Annotated in this window: 15 protein-coding genes; 8 read left to right on the top strand and 7 right to left on the bottom strand. The window is 72.2% G+C overall.

Annotated elements, in window-relative coordinates; all coding sequences use genetic code 11:
• Positions 1-10 precede the first annotated feature (10 nt).
• A complete protein-coding gene (locus ACZ4VL_RS36005; RefSeq protein WP_468208814.1) occupies positions 11-1,006 on the bottom strand; it encodes a GlxA family transcriptional regulator in 996 nt (331 codons plus the stop codon).
• 74 nt (positions 1,007-1,080) lie between these two features.
• Here ACZ4VL_RS36005 and ACZ4VL_RS36000 point away from each other — a divergent pair, with 74 nt between their 5' ends.
• Complete coding sequence (locus tag ACZ4VL_RS36000) at positions 1,081-1,668, top strand: cysteine hydrolase family protein (protein ID WP_468208811.1); 588 nt, start codon at positions 1,081-1,083, stop codon at positions 1,666-1,668.
• A gap of 73 nt (positions 1,669-1,741) precedes the next feature.
• On the opposite strand, the gene ACZ4VL_RS35995 is transcribed toward ACZ4VL_RS36000, so the two are convergent.
• Positions 1,742-2,485, bottom strand: coding sequence for a VOC family protein (locus tag ACZ4VL_RS35995; RefSeq protein WP_468208808.1), 744 nt, complete (start codon positions 2,483-2,485; stop codon positions 1,742-1,744).
• Between the two features lie 158 nt (positions 2,486-2,643).
• Here ACZ4VL_RS35995 and ACZ4VL_RS35990 point away from each other — a divergent pair, with 158 nt between their 5' ends.
• Positions 2,644-3,048, top strand: coding sequence for a hypothetical protein (locus tag ACZ4VL_RS35990; protein WP_468208805.1), 405 nt, complete (start codon positions 2,644-2,646; stop codon positions 3,046-3,048).
• Positions 3,049-3,063: 15 nt separating this feature from the next.
• On the opposite strand, the gene ACZ4VL_RS35985 is transcribed toward ACZ4VL_RS35990, so the two are convergent.
• From ACZ4VL_RS35985 to ACZ4VL_RS35975, 3 genes are all read right to left on the bottom strand, one after another.
• Positions 3,064-4,119 carry a hypothetical protein gene (locus ACZ4VL_RS35985; RefSeq protein WP_468208802.1) on the bottom strand — a complete coding sequence of 352 codons (1,056 nt, stop codon included), beginning with the start codon at positions 4,117-4,119 and terminating at the stop codon, positions 3,064-3,066.
• A gap of 114 nt (positions 4,120-4,233) precedes the next feature.
• Complete coding sequence (locus tag ACZ4VL_RS35980; protein WP_468208800.1) at positions 4,234-4,458, bottom strand: hypothetical protein; 225 nt, start codon at positions 4,456-4,458, stop codon at positions 4,234-4,236.
• Positions 4,459-4,672: 214 nt separating this feature from the next.
• The gene (locus ACZ4VL_RS35975; protein WP_468208797.1) at positions 4,673-5,512 is read right to left on the bottom strand and encodes a LysR family transcriptional regulator; all 840 of its coding nucleotides are present in this window, start codon (positions 5,510-5,512) and stop codon (positions 4,673-4,675) included.
• Between the two features lie 92 nt (positions 5,513-5,604).
• On the opposite strand from ACZ4VL_RS35975, the gene ACZ4VL_RS35970 reads away from it, so the two are divergent.
• The 3 genes from ACZ4VL_RS35970 to ACZ4VL_RS35960 all read left to right on the top strand — a co-directional run bounded on the left by ACZ4VL_RS35970 (position 5,605) and on the right by ACZ4VL_RS35960 (position 8,958).
• Positions 5,605-6,342, top strand: coding sequence for an SDR family oxidoreductase (locus ACZ4VL_RS35970; protein WP_468208794.1), 738 nt, complete (start codon positions 5,605-5,607; stop codon positions 6,340-6,342).
• 120 nt (positions 6,343-6,462) lie between these two features.
• Positions 6,463-8,085 (top strand): serine/threonine-protein kinase, encoded by a 1,623-nt coding sequence (locus tag ACZ4VL_RS35965; protein ID WP_468208791.1) that lies wholly within the window; start codon positions 6,463-6,465, stop codon positions 8,083-8,085.
• 54 nt (positions 8,086-8,139) lie between these two features.
• Complete coding sequence (locus ACZ4VL_RS35960; protein ID WP_468208788.1) at positions 8,140-8,958, top strand: class I SAM-dependent methyltransferase; 819 nt, start codon at positions 8,140-8,142, stop codon at positions 8,956-8,958.
• Positions 8,959-8,985: 27 nt separating this feature from the next.
• On the opposite strand, the gene ACZ4VL_RS35955 is transcribed toward ACZ4VL_RS35960, so the two are convergent.
• Positions 8,986-10,518: a serine/threonine-protein kinase gene (locus ACZ4VL_RS35955; protein ID WP_468208785.1), complete on the bottom strand. Its 1,533-nt coding sequence runs from the start codon at positions 10,516-10,518 to the stop codon at positions 8,986-8,988.
• 450 nt (positions 10,519-10,968) lie between these two features.
• Here ACZ4VL_RS35955 and ACZ4VL_RS35950 point away from each other — a divergent pair, with 450 nt between their 5' ends.
• The gene (locus ACZ4VL_RS35950; protein ID WP_468208782.1) at positions 10,969-11,730 is read left to right on the top strand and encodes a hypothetical protein; all 762 of its coding nucleotides are present in this window, start codon (positions 10,969-10,971) and stop codon (positions 11,728-11,730) included.
• Between the two features lie 19 nt (positions 11,731-11,749).
• Here ACZ4VL_RS35950 and ACZ4VL_RS35945 read toward each other — a convergent pair whose 3' ends face one another.
• Positions 11,750-12,928, bottom strand: a complete 1,179-nt coding sequence (locus ACZ4VL_RS35945) for a serine hydrolase domain-containing protein (protein WP_468208779.1) — start codon at positions 12,926-12,928, stop codon at positions 11,750-11,752.
• Positions 12,929-13,194: 266 nt separating this feature from the next.
• Between ACZ4VL_RS35945 and ACZ4VL_RS35940 the strand changes: the two genes are divergently transcribed.
• Positions 13,195-13,929 (top strand): GbsR/MarR family transcriptional regulator, encoded by a 735-nt coding sequence (locus tag ACZ4VL_RS35940; RefSeq protein WP_468208776.1) that lies wholly within the window; start codon positions 13,195-13,197, stop codon positions 13,927-13,929.
• Between the two features lie 130 nt (positions 13,930-14,059).
• Positions 14,060-15,259, top strand: coding sequence for an enoyl-[acyl-carrier-protein] reductase FabV (locus tag ACZ4VL_RS35935; protein WP_468208774.1), 1,200 nt, complete (start codon positions 14,060-14,062; stop codon positions 15,257-15,259).
• Positions 15,260-15,563 lie beyond the last annotated feature (304 nt).

The following is a 15,563-nucleotide window of genomic DNA, read 5'->3' as shown; positions in this document are numbered from 1 at the left end:
CACCCCGGACTCAACGCTCCGGTGCAGGAGGCGGTCGTTCGGCGAACGAGGTGCGGTAGGCGCGCGGGCTGGTGGCCAGGCGGGACGCGAAGTGCTGGCGCATGGTGACCTCGCTGCCGAAACCGGACCGGCGGGCGACCTCCGGCATGGGCAGGTCGGTGCGTTCGAGGAGCTTCTGCGCCGCCGCGATGCGGTGGTCCACGAGCCAGCGCAGCGGGGTGGTCCCCGTGGCCGCCGTGAAGTGCCGGGCGAACGAGCGCGGCGACATCCCGGCGCGGGCGGCGAGCGAGGAGACGGTGAGCGGTTCGTGGAGGTGCGTCAGGGCGAAGGCGCGCACCTCGGCCAGTGCGTCCGCGTCGCGGTGGGCGTGCGGGGTGGGGTGTTCGATGAACTGGGCCTGGCTGCCGGCCCGGAACGGCGCGGTCACCATGGACCGGGCGATGGTCGCGGCGGCCTCCGCGCCGTGCGCGGCGCGCACCAGGTGCAGGCACAGGTCGATGCCGGCGGCGGTTCCGGCGGAGGTCCACAGGTTGCCGTCCTCGACGAACAGGGCGTCCGGCTCGACCCGCACCCGGGGGTGCCGGGCCCGCAGCAGATCGGCCAGGGCCCAGTGGGTCAGTGCTCGGCGGTCGTCGAGCAGCCCGGCCTGGGCGAGCGTGAACGCACCCCCGCACAGGGCGGCGATCGTGGTGCCGCCGGCGTGGGCGCGGCGCAGCGCCGCGAGGACCGGTTCGGGCGCCGGGGTGAGGTGGTCGTCCAGGCCCGGGACCAGGATCAGCTCGGCGCGGGGCAGCCAGTCGAGGGTGCGGTCCGGGGTGAGGGCGAGCCCGCCGCGCATCGGTACCGGTTCGGGGCCCGCGGCCACCCGGCGCAGCTCGAACGCGGGCACCCCGCGGTCGGTGCGGTCGGCTCCCCAGACCTCCGTGATCACTGAGACGTCGAAGGCCCGGATGCCGGGGAAGGCGAGGAGGGCGATGCGGTGGGCGGCCGGTGCCGGTCGGGTCATGCTGGCAGTAAACCATCGATCGCTGTCTTTCCGCCTGCTGTGTGCGGGCCGGCGGGGACGGCAGGATCGTGGGCATGGAGATCACACAGAACGCGGCGCTGGTCGTGGTGGACGTGCAGAAGGGCTTCGACGAGTCGGAGTTCTGGGGGCCGCGCAACAACCCGGCCGCCGACGGGAACATCGCCTCGCTGATCACGGCCTGGCAGGACACGGGCCGGCCGGTCGTCTTCGTACGGCACGACTCGAACACGCCCGGCTCGCCGCTGCGGACCGGGCACGAGGGCAACGACTTCAAGGAGTACGTGGAAGACAGGCGCGGCAAGGGCCACGGCCCGGAGCTGCTCGTCACCAAGTCCGTGAACTCGGCGTTCTACGGCACTCCCGACCTCGACGACTGGTTCAGGGCGGCGGGCATCACCCAGGTCGTGCTGGTCGGCATCCAGACCAACATGTGCGTGGAGACCACCGCCCGCATGGGCGGCAACCTCGGCTACGACGTGCTGGTCGCCCTCGACGCCACCCACACCTTCGACCTGACGGGCCCGAAGGGCTGGCACCTGACGGCCGACGAACTGGCCCGCGCGACCGCCGTGTCGTTGCACGGCGGCGGCTTCGCCCGGGTGGTGACGACCGGCGAGCTCGTGGCCGCCGTCGCCCCCTGAGCACCCGGACCGAGGGCCACGGCGCGACAGCCACCACCCCGGCACACGGCCGGGGTGGTGCACGAGCCCGACGTCATGTCGACGGGGCGAGGACGCAGAACTCGTGGCCTTCCGGGTCGGCCATGCAGGTCCACGGGACGTCGCCCTGGCCGACGTCGAGGTCGGTGGCGCCGAGGGCCCGCAGCCGGGCCACCTCCGCTGCCCGGTCGTCACCGGGGCACGGCAGCAGGTCGAGATGGATGCGGTCCGGCGCGGTCTTCACGTCGGGGGTGCGCAGGAACTCCAGATACGGGCCCACTCCCGCGGCGGAGCGCAACACGGCGCGATCGTCGGTCACCTCGTGCAGGGTCCAGTTCGTCGCCCCGTCCCAGAACCGGGCCATGGCCCGCGGATCCGTGCAGTCGACGACCACGGCGGCGACGGGCCCGGTGTCGCGGTAGACCTCCCGGGGTTCCAGCACGCAGAACTCGTTGCCCTCGGGGTCGGCGAGGACCGTCCACGGCACTTCGCCCTGGCCCACGCCGGCCGGCGTCGCACCGAGGCCCCGCAGGCGCGCGACCAGCTCCGCCTGATGGGCCGCAGAGGTGGTGGCGAGATCGAGGTGCACGCGGTTCTTCGTCGCCGTCTTGGGTTCCGCGACGGGGATGACGTTGATGCCGAGGGTGACCGGGTCCGGCCAGACGAAGTCGCCGACGGGTCCCACGTAGAGGGTCGCGCCGGGTCTGAAGACGTTCCACCCGAGCGCCTGCGCCCAGAACCGGCCGACCGCCGAGTCATCAAGGGCCTTCATGTTCACCTGAGCCGGTCGCAGCGTCATGCCGACGATCTTATGCACCCGCTCCGTGCCGTCGACCTGCCGGCGTAACCGGAAGTGCACGGCGGCGAGCGGTGCGTGAGGGTGGACGGGGGCCGCGGCGACGCCACTTCCCAGGGCCTCACGTTCCCTCCCCTCCCGGTCAGCGGAAAGGATCCCCCATGGGAAACAGCGCCAACATGAACGTGGTCAACTACAGCCACTACGTGCTGCAGACCTTCATCACCGACGTCACGTGCATGTACGACCACGGCCAAGAAGGCTCGAACCTGTCGCTCTTCAACGGGACGAACATCGGCCCCGGCGTCACCTTCCCCAGCCCGGACGGGCAGTTCATCGAAACGAAGAACAGTGGCGACTGCTTCGGGGTGACCTCCACCTTCGACCTGGTGATCAACGACCTCAACACGGGTGAGGAGATCGGGCAGGTCAACTTCCAGGAATACGACGGATGGAGCTACGAGGACACGAACACCGCCGTCATCAAGGTCGACATCTCGGGTGATCCCACGATGATCACGGTGTCCGTCCAGCAGCCTCCCGCCGAAGACCCCACCGGCCTCTGAGACACGCCTGCGGCCTCAGCGGACGTCCGGGAGTGCCCAGTGGTGCAGCCGGTCGCCGTCGTGCGTGAGCCAGGTGCCGTCTCCCAGCGGGGTGACGTCCTCGCCCACCGGCACCGGGTAGCCCAGCCGGCCGAGCGGACGCAGCGTGCCCGCGTCCAGCAGCCAGTGCCGCGTCTGCGGCGCCCCACCCGCCGGGTGCACGCGGACCGGAACCAGCACGTGGCGCTCGTCCAGGATCTCGGCGGAGAAGACCTCGTCGTCCTCCGGATCGACGGCCAGCTCCGCCAGGTCCAGTAGCGCCACCTGCTCCCCGGAGCGGAGGTCGTGCGCCGCCAGCTCGTCGCGGTCGTCGGCGGGGAACAGGTGCTCGGCGTACCGCTGGGTCAGCACCCGCGAGCCCGGGAGGAATCCCGTCAGCGCGTGCATCCACGTGCCGCCCAGGATCCTCAGACCGTCGGCGCCGGGCTCGGCCCACCAGGTCGACCAGCTCTGCCAGGCGGTCCAGCAGGACACCACCAGGGCGCCGCCGTCCGGACGCCAGGACTGCAACGCCGTCGACGCCAGCGAACGGATCTGCTGCCGGCCGAGCACCTCGCCGGTCGCCGCGTCCAGGAGCAGCAGGTCGTCCAAGGTGTAATTGCGGCCCGGCTCCAGGTCGTACACCAGGGCCGCCTTCTTGCCGTCGGGCTCCAGCTTCGGCACGACGATGCTCACCAGCCGCCCGTCAGGGCTGACGGCCGGGGCGCCGGGCGCCCGGTCGGCGCCGTGCCACGGGTCGTGGGCGAGCTCCCAGAGCGGGCTGCCGTCGCAGCGCAGCGCCCGCACCGACGCCGGTCCGGCCACCACGAATCCGCCGTCGGGCGTGGGAACCGCCCGCTCCTGCTCGTGCGTCCGCAGGGCCGCGGACGGACTTCCGGCCTTGCCGGCGAGGAAGTCCTCGCGGTCGTGGACCTCCACCAGCCCGGACGTCCGCACCAGGAGCCGTCCGCCGGCCACCGCCTCGACCGTGCCCCGTGCCGTCGTCGTGCCCAGCGGCACCACGTCGACCCGTTCGTCCCCCGTCGTCTTCATGCCGAGCATGGTCGCAAGCGTCGCGCCCGCTCCGCCAACCGTTTCCGCGGCTGTCCTGCCCGGCGAGCGGACCGTGCGGAAAACGCCGACGGCGCACGTCGGTGCCGGGCGGGGTCAGCCGCCGCCCCTGTGGAGGAAGAGGAGGAGGTCGTGCGCTTGGGCGGGGGTCAGGTCGACCGGAACGTCCCGGGCGGTCGGTTCCCCACCGGCAATGGCGAGGAGGTAGGCCTCGGCCTGCTCGGGTGGGATGCTGTCGAGGATCTCATTGATCAGCTTCATCATCTCCTCGTCGGAGAGCGACTCCGGATCGTTGAGTTTCTTCGGCTTCTTCTCGTCCATTTCCGGCCTCACCGCGTAGTCATGTGATCGAACCCGGAAGGACGCTCCGTCCGCAGGTGCTCCGGGGCTTCGATCCAGCGACATGATCGGCCCGGGTGCGCGGGGCGGGACGACGACACTCCCGCCGCACGGGATTCCGTACGGATGACCACCCGGAAGCGCTTCCGGCGGAGCCACTTGGGCGCGAGCCTCGAAGGCCGCGGCGCCTTCGGGGTCACAGGCGGGTCGCCACGCGGACCAGGTCCGCGACCGTACGGAGCCGGCTGTGCGGTGGCCAGGCGATCACCGTCGTCACGGGCGGCGCATCGAGGACCGGCACGGCGACGAGGTCCCTGCGCAGGTCGGTACCGGCCGACTCGGGAATGACCACGGTGGTACGGCCGAGCGCGATCAGCTGGAACAGCTGCGTCAGGTTCCGCACCTCCGCGCCCGGTCCTTCCGGGTAGCTGCCGTCCGGACCGGGCCAACGGGCCGCCGGGAGCGTGGGCAGCGTGGTGACGTCGGCCATCCGGACCCGGGAGCGGCCGGCGAGCGGGTGCGACGCCGGCAGGACCGCGACCTGCCCCTCGGTGTACAGGGTTTCGGTGTCGAGCCCGTCCGTCGAGTCGAAGGGCAGGTGCAGCAGGGCCACGTCGGCCTGCCCCTCCTGCAGCAGGTGCCGGTGCCGGTGTGCCTCACAGAGCAGCAGATCGACGGTGACCGCACCGGGTTCCGCGGCGTAGGCGTCGAGCAGCCTCGTCAGCAGCTCGCCGCCGGTCCCGGCCTTGACGGCGAGGACGAGCCCGGGTCGCGCCGTCGCGGCCCGCCGGGTACGCCGTTCGGCTGCGGTCACTGCACTGAGGATCGCGCGCGCTTCGGCCAGGAGCACGGCTCCGGCCTCGGTGAGCGCGACCCGACGGCTGGTGCGCTCCAGCAGTGTGGTCCCGAGGCGCCGTTCGAGCTGGCTGATCGCGCGCGACAGGGGCGGCTGGGCGATCCCGAGGCGCTGGGCGGCCCTGCCGAAGTGCAGCTCCTCGGCGACGGCGACGAAGTACCGCAGTTCGCGTGTTTCCATGGGCCAAGGCTAAGGACGGCAGCCGCTGATCGATACCGTCCGGGTATTGCTGCACTACCGGAAGGGTGTTGGTGCCCGGCCGGTGTGCGGGCATGCTCGCGTTCATGAGCGAAAAGACGATCGCGCTGGTCACGGGCGCGAACAAGGGAATCGGTTATGAGATCGCGGCCGGGCTGGGTGCGCGGGGCTGGAGCGTCGGTGTGGGCGCCCGGGACGAGCAGCGTCGCGAGGACGCCGTGGCGAGGTTGCGCGCGGCCGGCGCCGACGCGTTCGGCGTACCGCTGGACGTGACCGACGAGGGGAGCGTGGCCGCCGCGGTCCGGCTGTTCGAGGAGCGGGCAGGACGGCTCGACGTCCTGGTCAACAACGCCGGCATCGCCGGCGGACGGCCGGAGGAACCCACGACCGTCGACCTCGCCACCGTGCGGCGGCTACTGGAGACCAACGTCATCGGCGTCATCAGGGTCACGAACGCGATGCTGCCGCTGCTGCGCCGTTCGGCGCACCCGCGGATCGTCAACCAGTCCAGCCACGTCGGCTCCCTGACACTGCAGACCACGCCCGGCGTCGACCTCGGCGGGATCAGCGGGGCCTACGCACCCACGAAGACCTACCTCAACGCCGTCACCATCCAGTACGCCGAGGAGCTGAGCGGCACCAACATCCTGATCAACAACGCCTGCCCCGGTTACGTCGCCACCGACCTCAACGGCTTCAGCGGGACGCGGACCCCCGAGCAGGGCGCGGCGATCGCCATCCGGCTCGCGACCCTGCCGGACGACGGGCCGACCGGCCGGATGTTCGACGACAGCGGGGTCGTGCCCTGGTGAGCCGACCTCCCCCGCCCGCGGCCGCTCCGGCCCGTCGGCCCGTCGACCGGTCCCTTAGGGTGACCCACCGGACGGCCCGTTCACCGGAGGGCCGAAACGGCCATGGGGACGGGGGAGTTCGTGGAGTCACTGCGGCCGGGCGACCCGGCGGAGATCGGCGGCTACCGCCTGCTGGCCCGGCTCGGCGAGGGAGGCATGGGCGAGGTGTTCCTGGCCCGTACGGTCTCCGGCCGGCCGTTGGCCCTGAAGACCGTGCACCGCGAGCTCAGCCTCCAGCCTGACTTCGCCGAACGGTTCGCCAGGGAGATACGCACCAACGACCGTGTCCGCTGCGCCTGGACGGTATCGGTGGTGGACTTCAGCCCCCCGGGTACGACACCGCAGTGGCTGGCGACGGAGTACGTCGCCGCGCCGTCGCTGGGGGACTGGGTGCGCGCGCACGGGCCGCTGACCGCACCCGCCGTGGAATGCCTGGCCCGGGAGCTGTCGGCCGCGCTGGTCGCCGTGCGGGCGGCGGGGGTGGTCCACCGCGACATCAAACCGGGGAACGTACTGCTCGGCCCGGAGCGGCCCGTCCTCATCGACTTCGGCATCGCCCGGGCGGCGCAGGACCCGCGCCGCACCCGGACGGGCGCGGTCATCGGCACGCCCGGATTCCTGGCACCGGAGCAGGCGACCGGCCATGTCGCCGGGGCGCCGGCGGACGTGTTCTCCCTCGCCGCGGTCCTGGTGTACGCCGCCACGGGGCGCACCCCGTTCCTGGCGGCGGGTGAGGAGCTGGACCTTCCTGCCCTCCTGTACCGGATCGTCCACGACGAGCCCGTGCTCGACGGCGTACCGGAGGCGATCCTGCCCCTGGTGGGGGAATGCCTGGCCAAGGACCCGGGCCTGCGTCCGACCGCCGAGGAGGTACGGGCACGGGTCGACGCCGCCGGAGGGCCGGAGTGGAGCGCGGCGGTGCCACCAGCCCTCCCGGCCGAGGTCGCCCGCAGGGAAGCCGAACTCCGGCTCCTCCTCACCACCCCCGGACCTCCCGTCACCGCCCCTGCGGGGCCCGGCCCCACTCCGGCCGCACCGCCCCTTCCGAGTGCGCCGCCGGCCGTTCCGGCCGTTCCGACCACCTCGGCCGCTTCCGGACGTCGGGGCGCGCGTGCAGGGCGCCCGCCGTCGGGGCGGTCCCTGCTGCTCGGCGCGGCGGCCGGCGCCGCCGTACTGGCCGCCGCTGCCGCCGTCCTCCCGGTGCGCTTCCCCTGGAGCGGTGACGGCGCCAGGGCCGCGTCCCCTTCGGGGAGCCCGGCCCCGTCCCCGTCGGCGGCCTCGACCTCGCCCCCGTCGGCGGCGCAGGCACTGCCCGCGTCCTGGGCGGGCACGTGGTCCGGCGTCGGCCCCGGCACCCCGGACGCGGACGGCATCCTCCGTGCGCGGACGGGGGCGTTCACCGTCACGGTCACCCTCAACCCCGGCGTTGTGGGCGAGGTGGTGGGCCGGCAGGTCAGCGAGGTCAAGGAGACCTCCAGCGGACGCGATCTGGGATGCACGGAAGCCCTCGAACTGCGGCAGGTCGGCCGGAACACCGCGGTCTTCGCCGCCGTGACCAGTCATCCCACGGACCGGGCGGCGACCTTCGACTGTCCCCGCGGCAATCTCTACGTGCTCACCCTGGCGGATCCGGACCGGCTGACCCTCGAGTCGGAGGGCGCACAGTCCGCGGGCGCCCCCGCAGCCCTGACCCGCCACCGCTGACCCGGTCGCAGCACTAGGGCGACCGCTCACCGATCGAGGAAGCGAGGGATGCGCATGACCACACAGGATCAGGTCGACATGGCACGTAGTCAGGTGTTCGGGGAGGTCGCCGAACTCTACGACGCAGCCCGTCCGGGATATGCGGACGCCCTGGTCGCGGAGGTGCTGGCGTACGCGGCACTGGGCGGACGCGCCGCGCTGGAAGTCGGTGCCGGCACCGGCAAGGCCACGGTGCTGTTCGCGGCGCTCGGCACGCCGCTGGTGTGCGTCGAGCCGGACTCCCGCATGGCGGAGGTGCTACGCCGCAACACCGCCCGCTACCCGGGGGTCCGGGTGGAGCACGGCGGCTTCGAGGAGTGGCGGTCCGGCGGTCGCCGCTTCGGCCTCCTCCTCGCCGCGACGTCCTGGCACTGGGTGGACCCGGAGCGGCGTTGGGACCTGGCTCACGATGCGCTCGTGCCGGGCGGCGCGGTGGCGCTGTTCTGGAACCCCCAGGGCGTTCGGGACGCGGAACTGCACGCCGCGCTGGCCGAGGTCGACCGGCGTCACGGGATCGTCGGCGCGCCGCACGGTGAGATGGCCTCCTCGTACGGCGACGTGCCCGGCAACTGGGCCGGGCTGCCCGGCTGGCCCGAGGAGGAGTGCCGGCGCGACGGGCGCTTCACCGACCTGCGTGGGTTCCGGTTCAGGCAGGAGCGGCACTACGACACCGGCCGCTACCTGGGATACCTGGCCTCGCTCTCGCGCTATCGCGTCCTGCCCCCCGACCGGCGTGAGCAGGTCCTCGCCGAGACGGGCCGGGTCCTGGAGGCCCACGGCGGGGGCATCGACATGGAGCACTTCAGCGACCTCTTCCTCGCCCGGGTGCGGTGAGCCGGACCGGTCACGGCGCCCGGGCCGTCAGCTCCGGCAGGTCACCGAGAAGGGAATCCGGTTGGAGGCGGTGCGGACGGGGTCGCGGATCTCCACGCCGATCCTGCTGTCCAGCGTCCCGGATTTCGAGTACGTCGTCAGGCGCACCGTGTCCTGTCCCGTGGCAGCTGCGGTTCCCCCGAGCGTCATGACGCGCCAGTGCGGATCGACCACCGAGCCGTCCTCGGACACCCAGCGGTAGGAGATCCGGGCGGGCTGCGAGGCGGTGAAAGTCGCCGTGAAGGTGGGTGCCCGGTCGGCCGGCGGTGCGCAGGCGCCCGTATAGGCCGTGTTCGAGCCCGAGACCGCCACCCGTACGGCCGACGCCTCGGGCGAACTCGCCCCGACGGGGACCTGGCCCGCGCTCGCGCCGGCACCTTGCTCGCCTTGGACGAGTACGTAGCCCAGGGCGGACCCGACCAGAAGGACGGCGGCCCCGCCGGCCACCATCGCGGCCCGCCCCCGTCGCTTGCGCCGGGGGGCGCCGGGTGACGTGACGGGGGAGGCCGCGGGGGATGCGGCGGGCGTGGCGACGGGCGCTCCTGAAGTGGTGGCTTCGAGGGGCGGGACCGTCGGCGCATCGACGGTCTCCGGCTCCGGCCCCGGCTCCGATTCCGGTGCTGTCCCCGGCTGCGGATCCCGCTCCGCCGCGGAATCCGCGGACCACGCGGCGCCGCCGCCCCGCACGATCGTCCGCAAGGCCTCGGCAACGTACCGGGCCGGGGTCCGCTCGGCCGGCTCCTTGCGGAGCAGCCCTGCGATGACGGGGGCGAGGGGACCGGCACGCCGCGGGGACGGAGGATCCGATTCGACGACGGAGCGCAGTGTGCTCAGCGCCGTGTCCTGCCGGAACGGGGAAATGCCCTCGACGGTCGCGTACAGCAGCACGCCCAGGGACCACAGGTCCGACTCGGGGCCCGAGGTCCCGCCCAACGCCCGCTCCGGGGGCAGGTACTCGGGGGACCCGATGACTTCGCCGGCCATGGTCAGGGCCGTACTGCCCTCGACCATGGCGATGCCGAAGTCGCTGAGCACCACCCGCCCGTCGTCGGAGATCAGCACGTTGGCGGGCTTCACGTCCCGGTGTTCGACCCCGACGGCGTGGGCGGCCCGGAGCGCCGTCAGTACCTCGGCGCCGATGTGCGCGGCGTGCTGCGGGGCGAGGGACCCCTCGGTCCTGAGCACATCGGCCAGCGACCGTCCGCGGATCAGCTCCATCACGATCCAGGGCCGGTCGCCGTCCATGACCACGTCGTGGATCGTCACGACGTTCCGGTCGGCGATCCGGGCCGCCGCCCATGCCTCCCGCTCCAGCCGGCTGTACAGCCGCGTGATGTCGCCCGTGCGCAGACCGGCCGGGGCGCGCACCTCCTTGACGGCGACGTCCCGTTGCAGCATCTCGTCGCGGGCGCACCACACGGTTCCCATACCGCCCTCGCCGAGGCGGGACAGCAGACGGTAGCGGCCTGCGACCAGCCGCCCACCGGCCGGTTGCTCCGGCGCGGTCTCCTCGTCGTACATCAGGGCGCTTCTCCGTTCGTCTTCCTTCGGGCTTGCCGCCACGCACCACACGTGCGGTCAGGCCCTCCGGTTCGACGCGGTGGCGAGAAATTTCGAGAAATTTTCGAAACAAGACAGAACGGAGGTGAACCGAACCGGCCACGGCGGACGTATATGTCCGGTACGGGTCGTGTGAATCCGGCCGCATCGGTCACGGGGGAGCGGCCCGTCCACGGGGATGTTCCCTTCACAAGGAGTGTGCTGTGCCATCGGTCATCGTAGGTCGCACGGGTCCCTTCGCGGGGCAGAGCATGGTTCTGGGCAGTGCCCCCCTCACGTTCGGCGGGTGGCCGTCACCCTGTACGACGGCCGGTGGATGAGGCAGGGCTCCGCCGTCGTCTGGAAGGGCGAGGAGCAGGGCAACGTCCGCCGCCAGCAGGTCGTGACGATCCAGAGCCGGCAGTACCTCGCGTGGACGAGGACGACCTGTCCGCGATCACCTCGTTCCGGCTGGACATGGTGCAGCGTCCGCGGTTCACGGCCCAGCTGAGCCGCCCGACCGCGACGAGCCCGGGCACGTACGGCTTCCTGCTCGGCGACGCGGCCAACGCCATCCACTTCTGGCCGGGCCGCGGCCTCAACAGCGGCTTCGCCTCCGCCACTTCCCTCGCCCGCTCACTCGGCCGTGCCTGGCGGGGGAAGCCGCTGCGCGACGCCGACTTCATCCGGCACGAGGCGGCGATGTCCATGCTGCAGTACCGGCACAAGAGCCGCGCCTGGAACGCCATGGTGACGACCGACGAGCAGGGCGTCACCCGCGCCATCAAGGACATCATCGCCCACAGCGCGCAGACCGGGGGCGGCACCGACCCGGGCGCCCGGGCCGCCCCGGGCGCCCGCCCGTCCGACGCCGACGAACTGCTGGACCGCATGATCACCATCCGCGAGCGGCTCGCGCCCCGGCTGCCCGGCATGCCGAGGGACGACGAACTGCGCGCCCACCTCGCCACGATCGCCCCCGCCACCCTCCGCACCCTCCGGGAGAGCGGCGCCTGGGACACCCTGATCGCCGGTGGCGAGGAGGCCGACATCGACCTCTTCTACCAGGCGGACTCCCCGGTCTACGTCCCGCGTCCCGTGGACCCGCGCAGCGCCCTGGTGAACGCCGGGTTCCCGAACCCGTACGCCGCACCCGTCCCGTGCGGATGGGGATCGGGGTCGGCGGCGGTCTGACCGGAGCCGCCGCGCCCGCCTACCGGGACCCGGGCGGGCAGAACTCGGCGGTGAGCAGGCCGTCGAAGACGCCGAGGCCGCTCCAGTCGCCGTTGACCTGGCTGGTGAGCAGGTGCTTGCCGTCGCGGGATCCCATGGTGTATGTCCATGAGCCGTACGTGGCGCCCGCGTTGCCCCAGACCGTGGCGCCGCACGGCAGCGTCTGGGAGAACACGCCCAGGCCGTAGCGCGTGCCGGGGATCCACGGCACGGGGCCTCGGGTCTCGACGGTGGTGAACATCTCCCGCTGCTGCTCGGCGGGCAGCAGGTGTCCGCCGAGCAGCGCGCCGAAGAAACGCTGCAGGTCGCCGGTGGTCGACACGATGCCGCCGGCGGCCCAGGCGAAGGACTGGTTCATCTCGGTCGCATCGTGGATCGCAGGCTGCTCGTCGGAGGAGAAGAGGGTGGAGTAGTGGCGGGGGTGCGGCCCGCGGAGCGTCGGCTCGGTGCCCGGCAGGTAGGTCCGGTGCAGCTTCAGCGGCCGGAGGACCAGGCGGTCGAGCTCCGCGCCGAAGTCCCGGCCCGTGGCCTTTTCGACGATCATCGCAGCCAGGACGTAGTTGGTGTTGGAGTAGAGGAAGGCCTCGCCGGGGGCGAAGAGCGGCGGATGGGCCAGGCCGATCCTGACCAACTGCTCGGGGGTGTAGGTGGCATAACGGTTGCGGAACCACTCCGCGCCGACCCCCTTCTTGAAGAACTCCGCGTCGTTGCCGTAGTTGAAGACACCGCTGGTGTGGTTGAGCAGTTGTCGAAGGGTGATCTCGCGGCCGTCGTAGCCGCTGCCCGCGACCAGGCCGGGGAGCCACTGTTCCACCGTGTCGTCCAGGCCCAGCGTGCCCTCGGCCACCAGCCGCAGGACCACGGCGGCGGTGAACGCCTTGGTGGCGCTCCCGATCCGGAACTGTTCTGACTGCCGGCGCTTCTGCCCGGTCGCGGTGTCGGATGCGCCCGCAGAGCCGAACCACCTGCCGGGCCCGTCGCTGACCTCGGCGACGATGCCCGGGGCACCGCCCTTGACCACGGCGTCGTCCAGGGCCCGCTGCACCGCGGCACGGTCGGGACGGGACGGAGCGGCCGCCGCAGGCGCGGCCAGGGCGCCGCAGGCCAGCGTCACTGCGGCGAGGAGGGGCCCGGCCTTGGCGGAGAAGGAGCTGTTCATGTCGTTACGTCCCTTCAGAGGGTCGGCGCGCGGGGTGGTGCAGAAAGCTCCGCTCGTTCGCGGATGGCTGAACGCTAAGTTGCATTCACTGATTCGTCAATGAACCTGCCGTCGTTAATCCAAAACTGGCAGGTCAAGCCTGGCTTGCTCTTGCAATGACATTGAAGGTGAAGGCAAGGAGCTGATGGATGTCTTGCAATGGCAAGGTTCCGAACGCAATACTGCTCCCGCCGGCAAGCCGTGACGCGGACGAGGAGGCGAAGTCGATGCCCGGAGGCAGGTTGACCCACCAGGACCGGTGCGTCATCGCGGAGGGGCTGTCCGAAGGGGTCAGCTACACGGAGATCGCAGGCCGCCTGGACCGACCCATCTCCACCGTCACCCGAGAGGTGGCCCGCAACGGCGGCCCCGACGCTTACCGGGCCGACGCGGCGCAGCAGGCGACCCGGAGGCGGGCGCGCCGCCGTGGACCCGCCGCGCCCCCGGACCCTTCTCCGTCGACCGCCGTCACTGCCGCCGCCCACGGGCGCGATCCCGCGGCCGTTCAGCAGGTGGAGGAGCAGTTCACCACGATGATGGTCGGCACCGGTCTACCGCGGATGACGGCCCGCGTGCTGACCTGCCTTTACGTCACCGACGACGGCAGTCTGACCGCCGCAGAGCTAGCCCAGCGCCTTCGGGTCAGTCCCGCCTCCGTGTCCAAGGCTGTGGCGGAACTCGAACAGCAGGAACTCATCAGGCGTGAACGCGACCCCCGCCGCAGGCGCGACCGGTACGTCATCGATGCCGACGCCTGGTTCCGCGGCTGGATGGCCAGCGCCCGCCAGAACACCATGCTGGCGGATTTCACCCGGCAGGCCGCCCGGATCCTCGGCGCGACCACGCCCGCCGGAACGCGCCTGCAGGACATCGGTGACTTCTTCGAGCACGTCGGCCGGGCCATGATCCAGGCGGCCGACGAATGGCAGCAGGCCTACACGCGCCATCGCGCCAACCGGTGATCAAGGACGCGATGTCAAGGTCGAGGACCACAAGGACCTGGGCGTTCTCTGCGTGACGCTCTGTCATGACCGGTCGACGGGCCCGTGGATACGATCCCGGTGACTCGCCCCAGACGGAAACGGACCCCTTGTGAGCCTTCGCCAGATCGAGCCCAAGCAGCGCGGGTTCCTCATCGTCAACTCCCACCCCGAAGGCGCTGCACGCACCGTCCGCCGCATGTGGGACGCCATCCCGGCCCGCACCGACGGACGCCGCCCGGTGGCGCTGATCCTCGGGCACTCGGCCGGCTACGGTCTCGCCACGCTCCTGACCGGTCTGCGCCAGCACGGAATCCGCGGCATCGGCGTCGCCTTCGAAGCACCCGACACCGGACGGCGCACCGCGACCGCCGGCTGGTACCGCACCGCAGCCGCCGCCCGGCTCGCAGCGGACGGCGGGCACGACATCCGGTTCGTGAACGCCGACGCCTTCTCCACCGATGCGAAGACCGAGATCGCCGACCTGCTGGAGGAGCACTACGGACCGGTCGACTACCTCGTCTACAGCCTCGCCGCACCCCGCCGCACGGACCCGGCGACCGGCACCGTCCACCACTCCGTGATCAAACCGCTCGGCGCGGCCTACGAGGCACCCGCCCTGGACTTCTCCGGCACCGACCCGCAGGTCTCCCGGTCCCGGATCGAGCCCGGCACCGCCGAGGAGACCCGGGCGACGGTCGCGGTGATGGGCGGCGACGACTGGCAGCTCTGGGTCCGTGCCCTGGCCGACCGCGGGCTCCTCGCCGAGCGGTTCACGACCGTGGCCCTGACCTACGTCGGATCGGAGGTGACCGCGCCGGTGTACCGGCAGGGCACCATCGGCGCCGCCAAGGAGCACCTGGAGCGGACCGCCCGCGACCTGAGCGGCTCCGCCCCCTTGAAGGAGAAGGAGGGCCGCGCCTTCACGGTCGTGGCCGGTGCCGCGGTCACCCAGGCTTCCAGCGCCATCCCCTCCATCGCCCTGTACACCGCCTTCCTGCGCACCGTCCTCGGTGAGGACGGCTTCCGCACCGCCGCCGAGCAGGCCGCGGACCTGTGGGACCAGTTGGAAGGGCGCGCCCCGCTCGTCCTGGACGGGGCGGGCCGCATCCGGCTCGACGGCTGGGAGCTCGACGACCACGTCCAGGACCGTGTCCGCACGCTCTGGGCCGACCCCGAGCGAGGCCTCGCAGCGGCCCGACCCGGGGCCGACTGGTTCATGGGCCAGGTCCGGGAACTGTACGGCTGGGGCGTCGACGGCACGGCCTATGACCAGCCCGTCGAGGCCGACGTGCCGTGGCCGGGACGGTAGCCCGAGGGCGGGGACGGCGGCCCGTCGGCTCCTCGAACAGGTACGAGCCGTAACGATCGGTGAGATTCGGGTGCTCTCGGGGTGACTCGCCCCATAGGGCCCACATCACATACGAACCGGGCTAGTAGCCTCCCCAGTCCCCGGCATCGCCCTGCGGGTACGGGCTGCACGGACCCCTCCGCAGGGGCCCGGCGGCCGCCTGGCACCCGTCTGCGAGGGTGCGTAGTAAGAGGGGGCGTTGTCAGGGGGTGGGGGCGTCGGTAGAACTGGATGCGTCGCAGGGCGGTCCGGGTAGTCACCGGCC

Source organism: Streptomyces sp. NPDC029014, from assembly GCF_055564695.1.
Note: the sequence above shows the minus strand (reverse complement) of the source record. Positions and strands in the feature narration are given on the sequence as shown.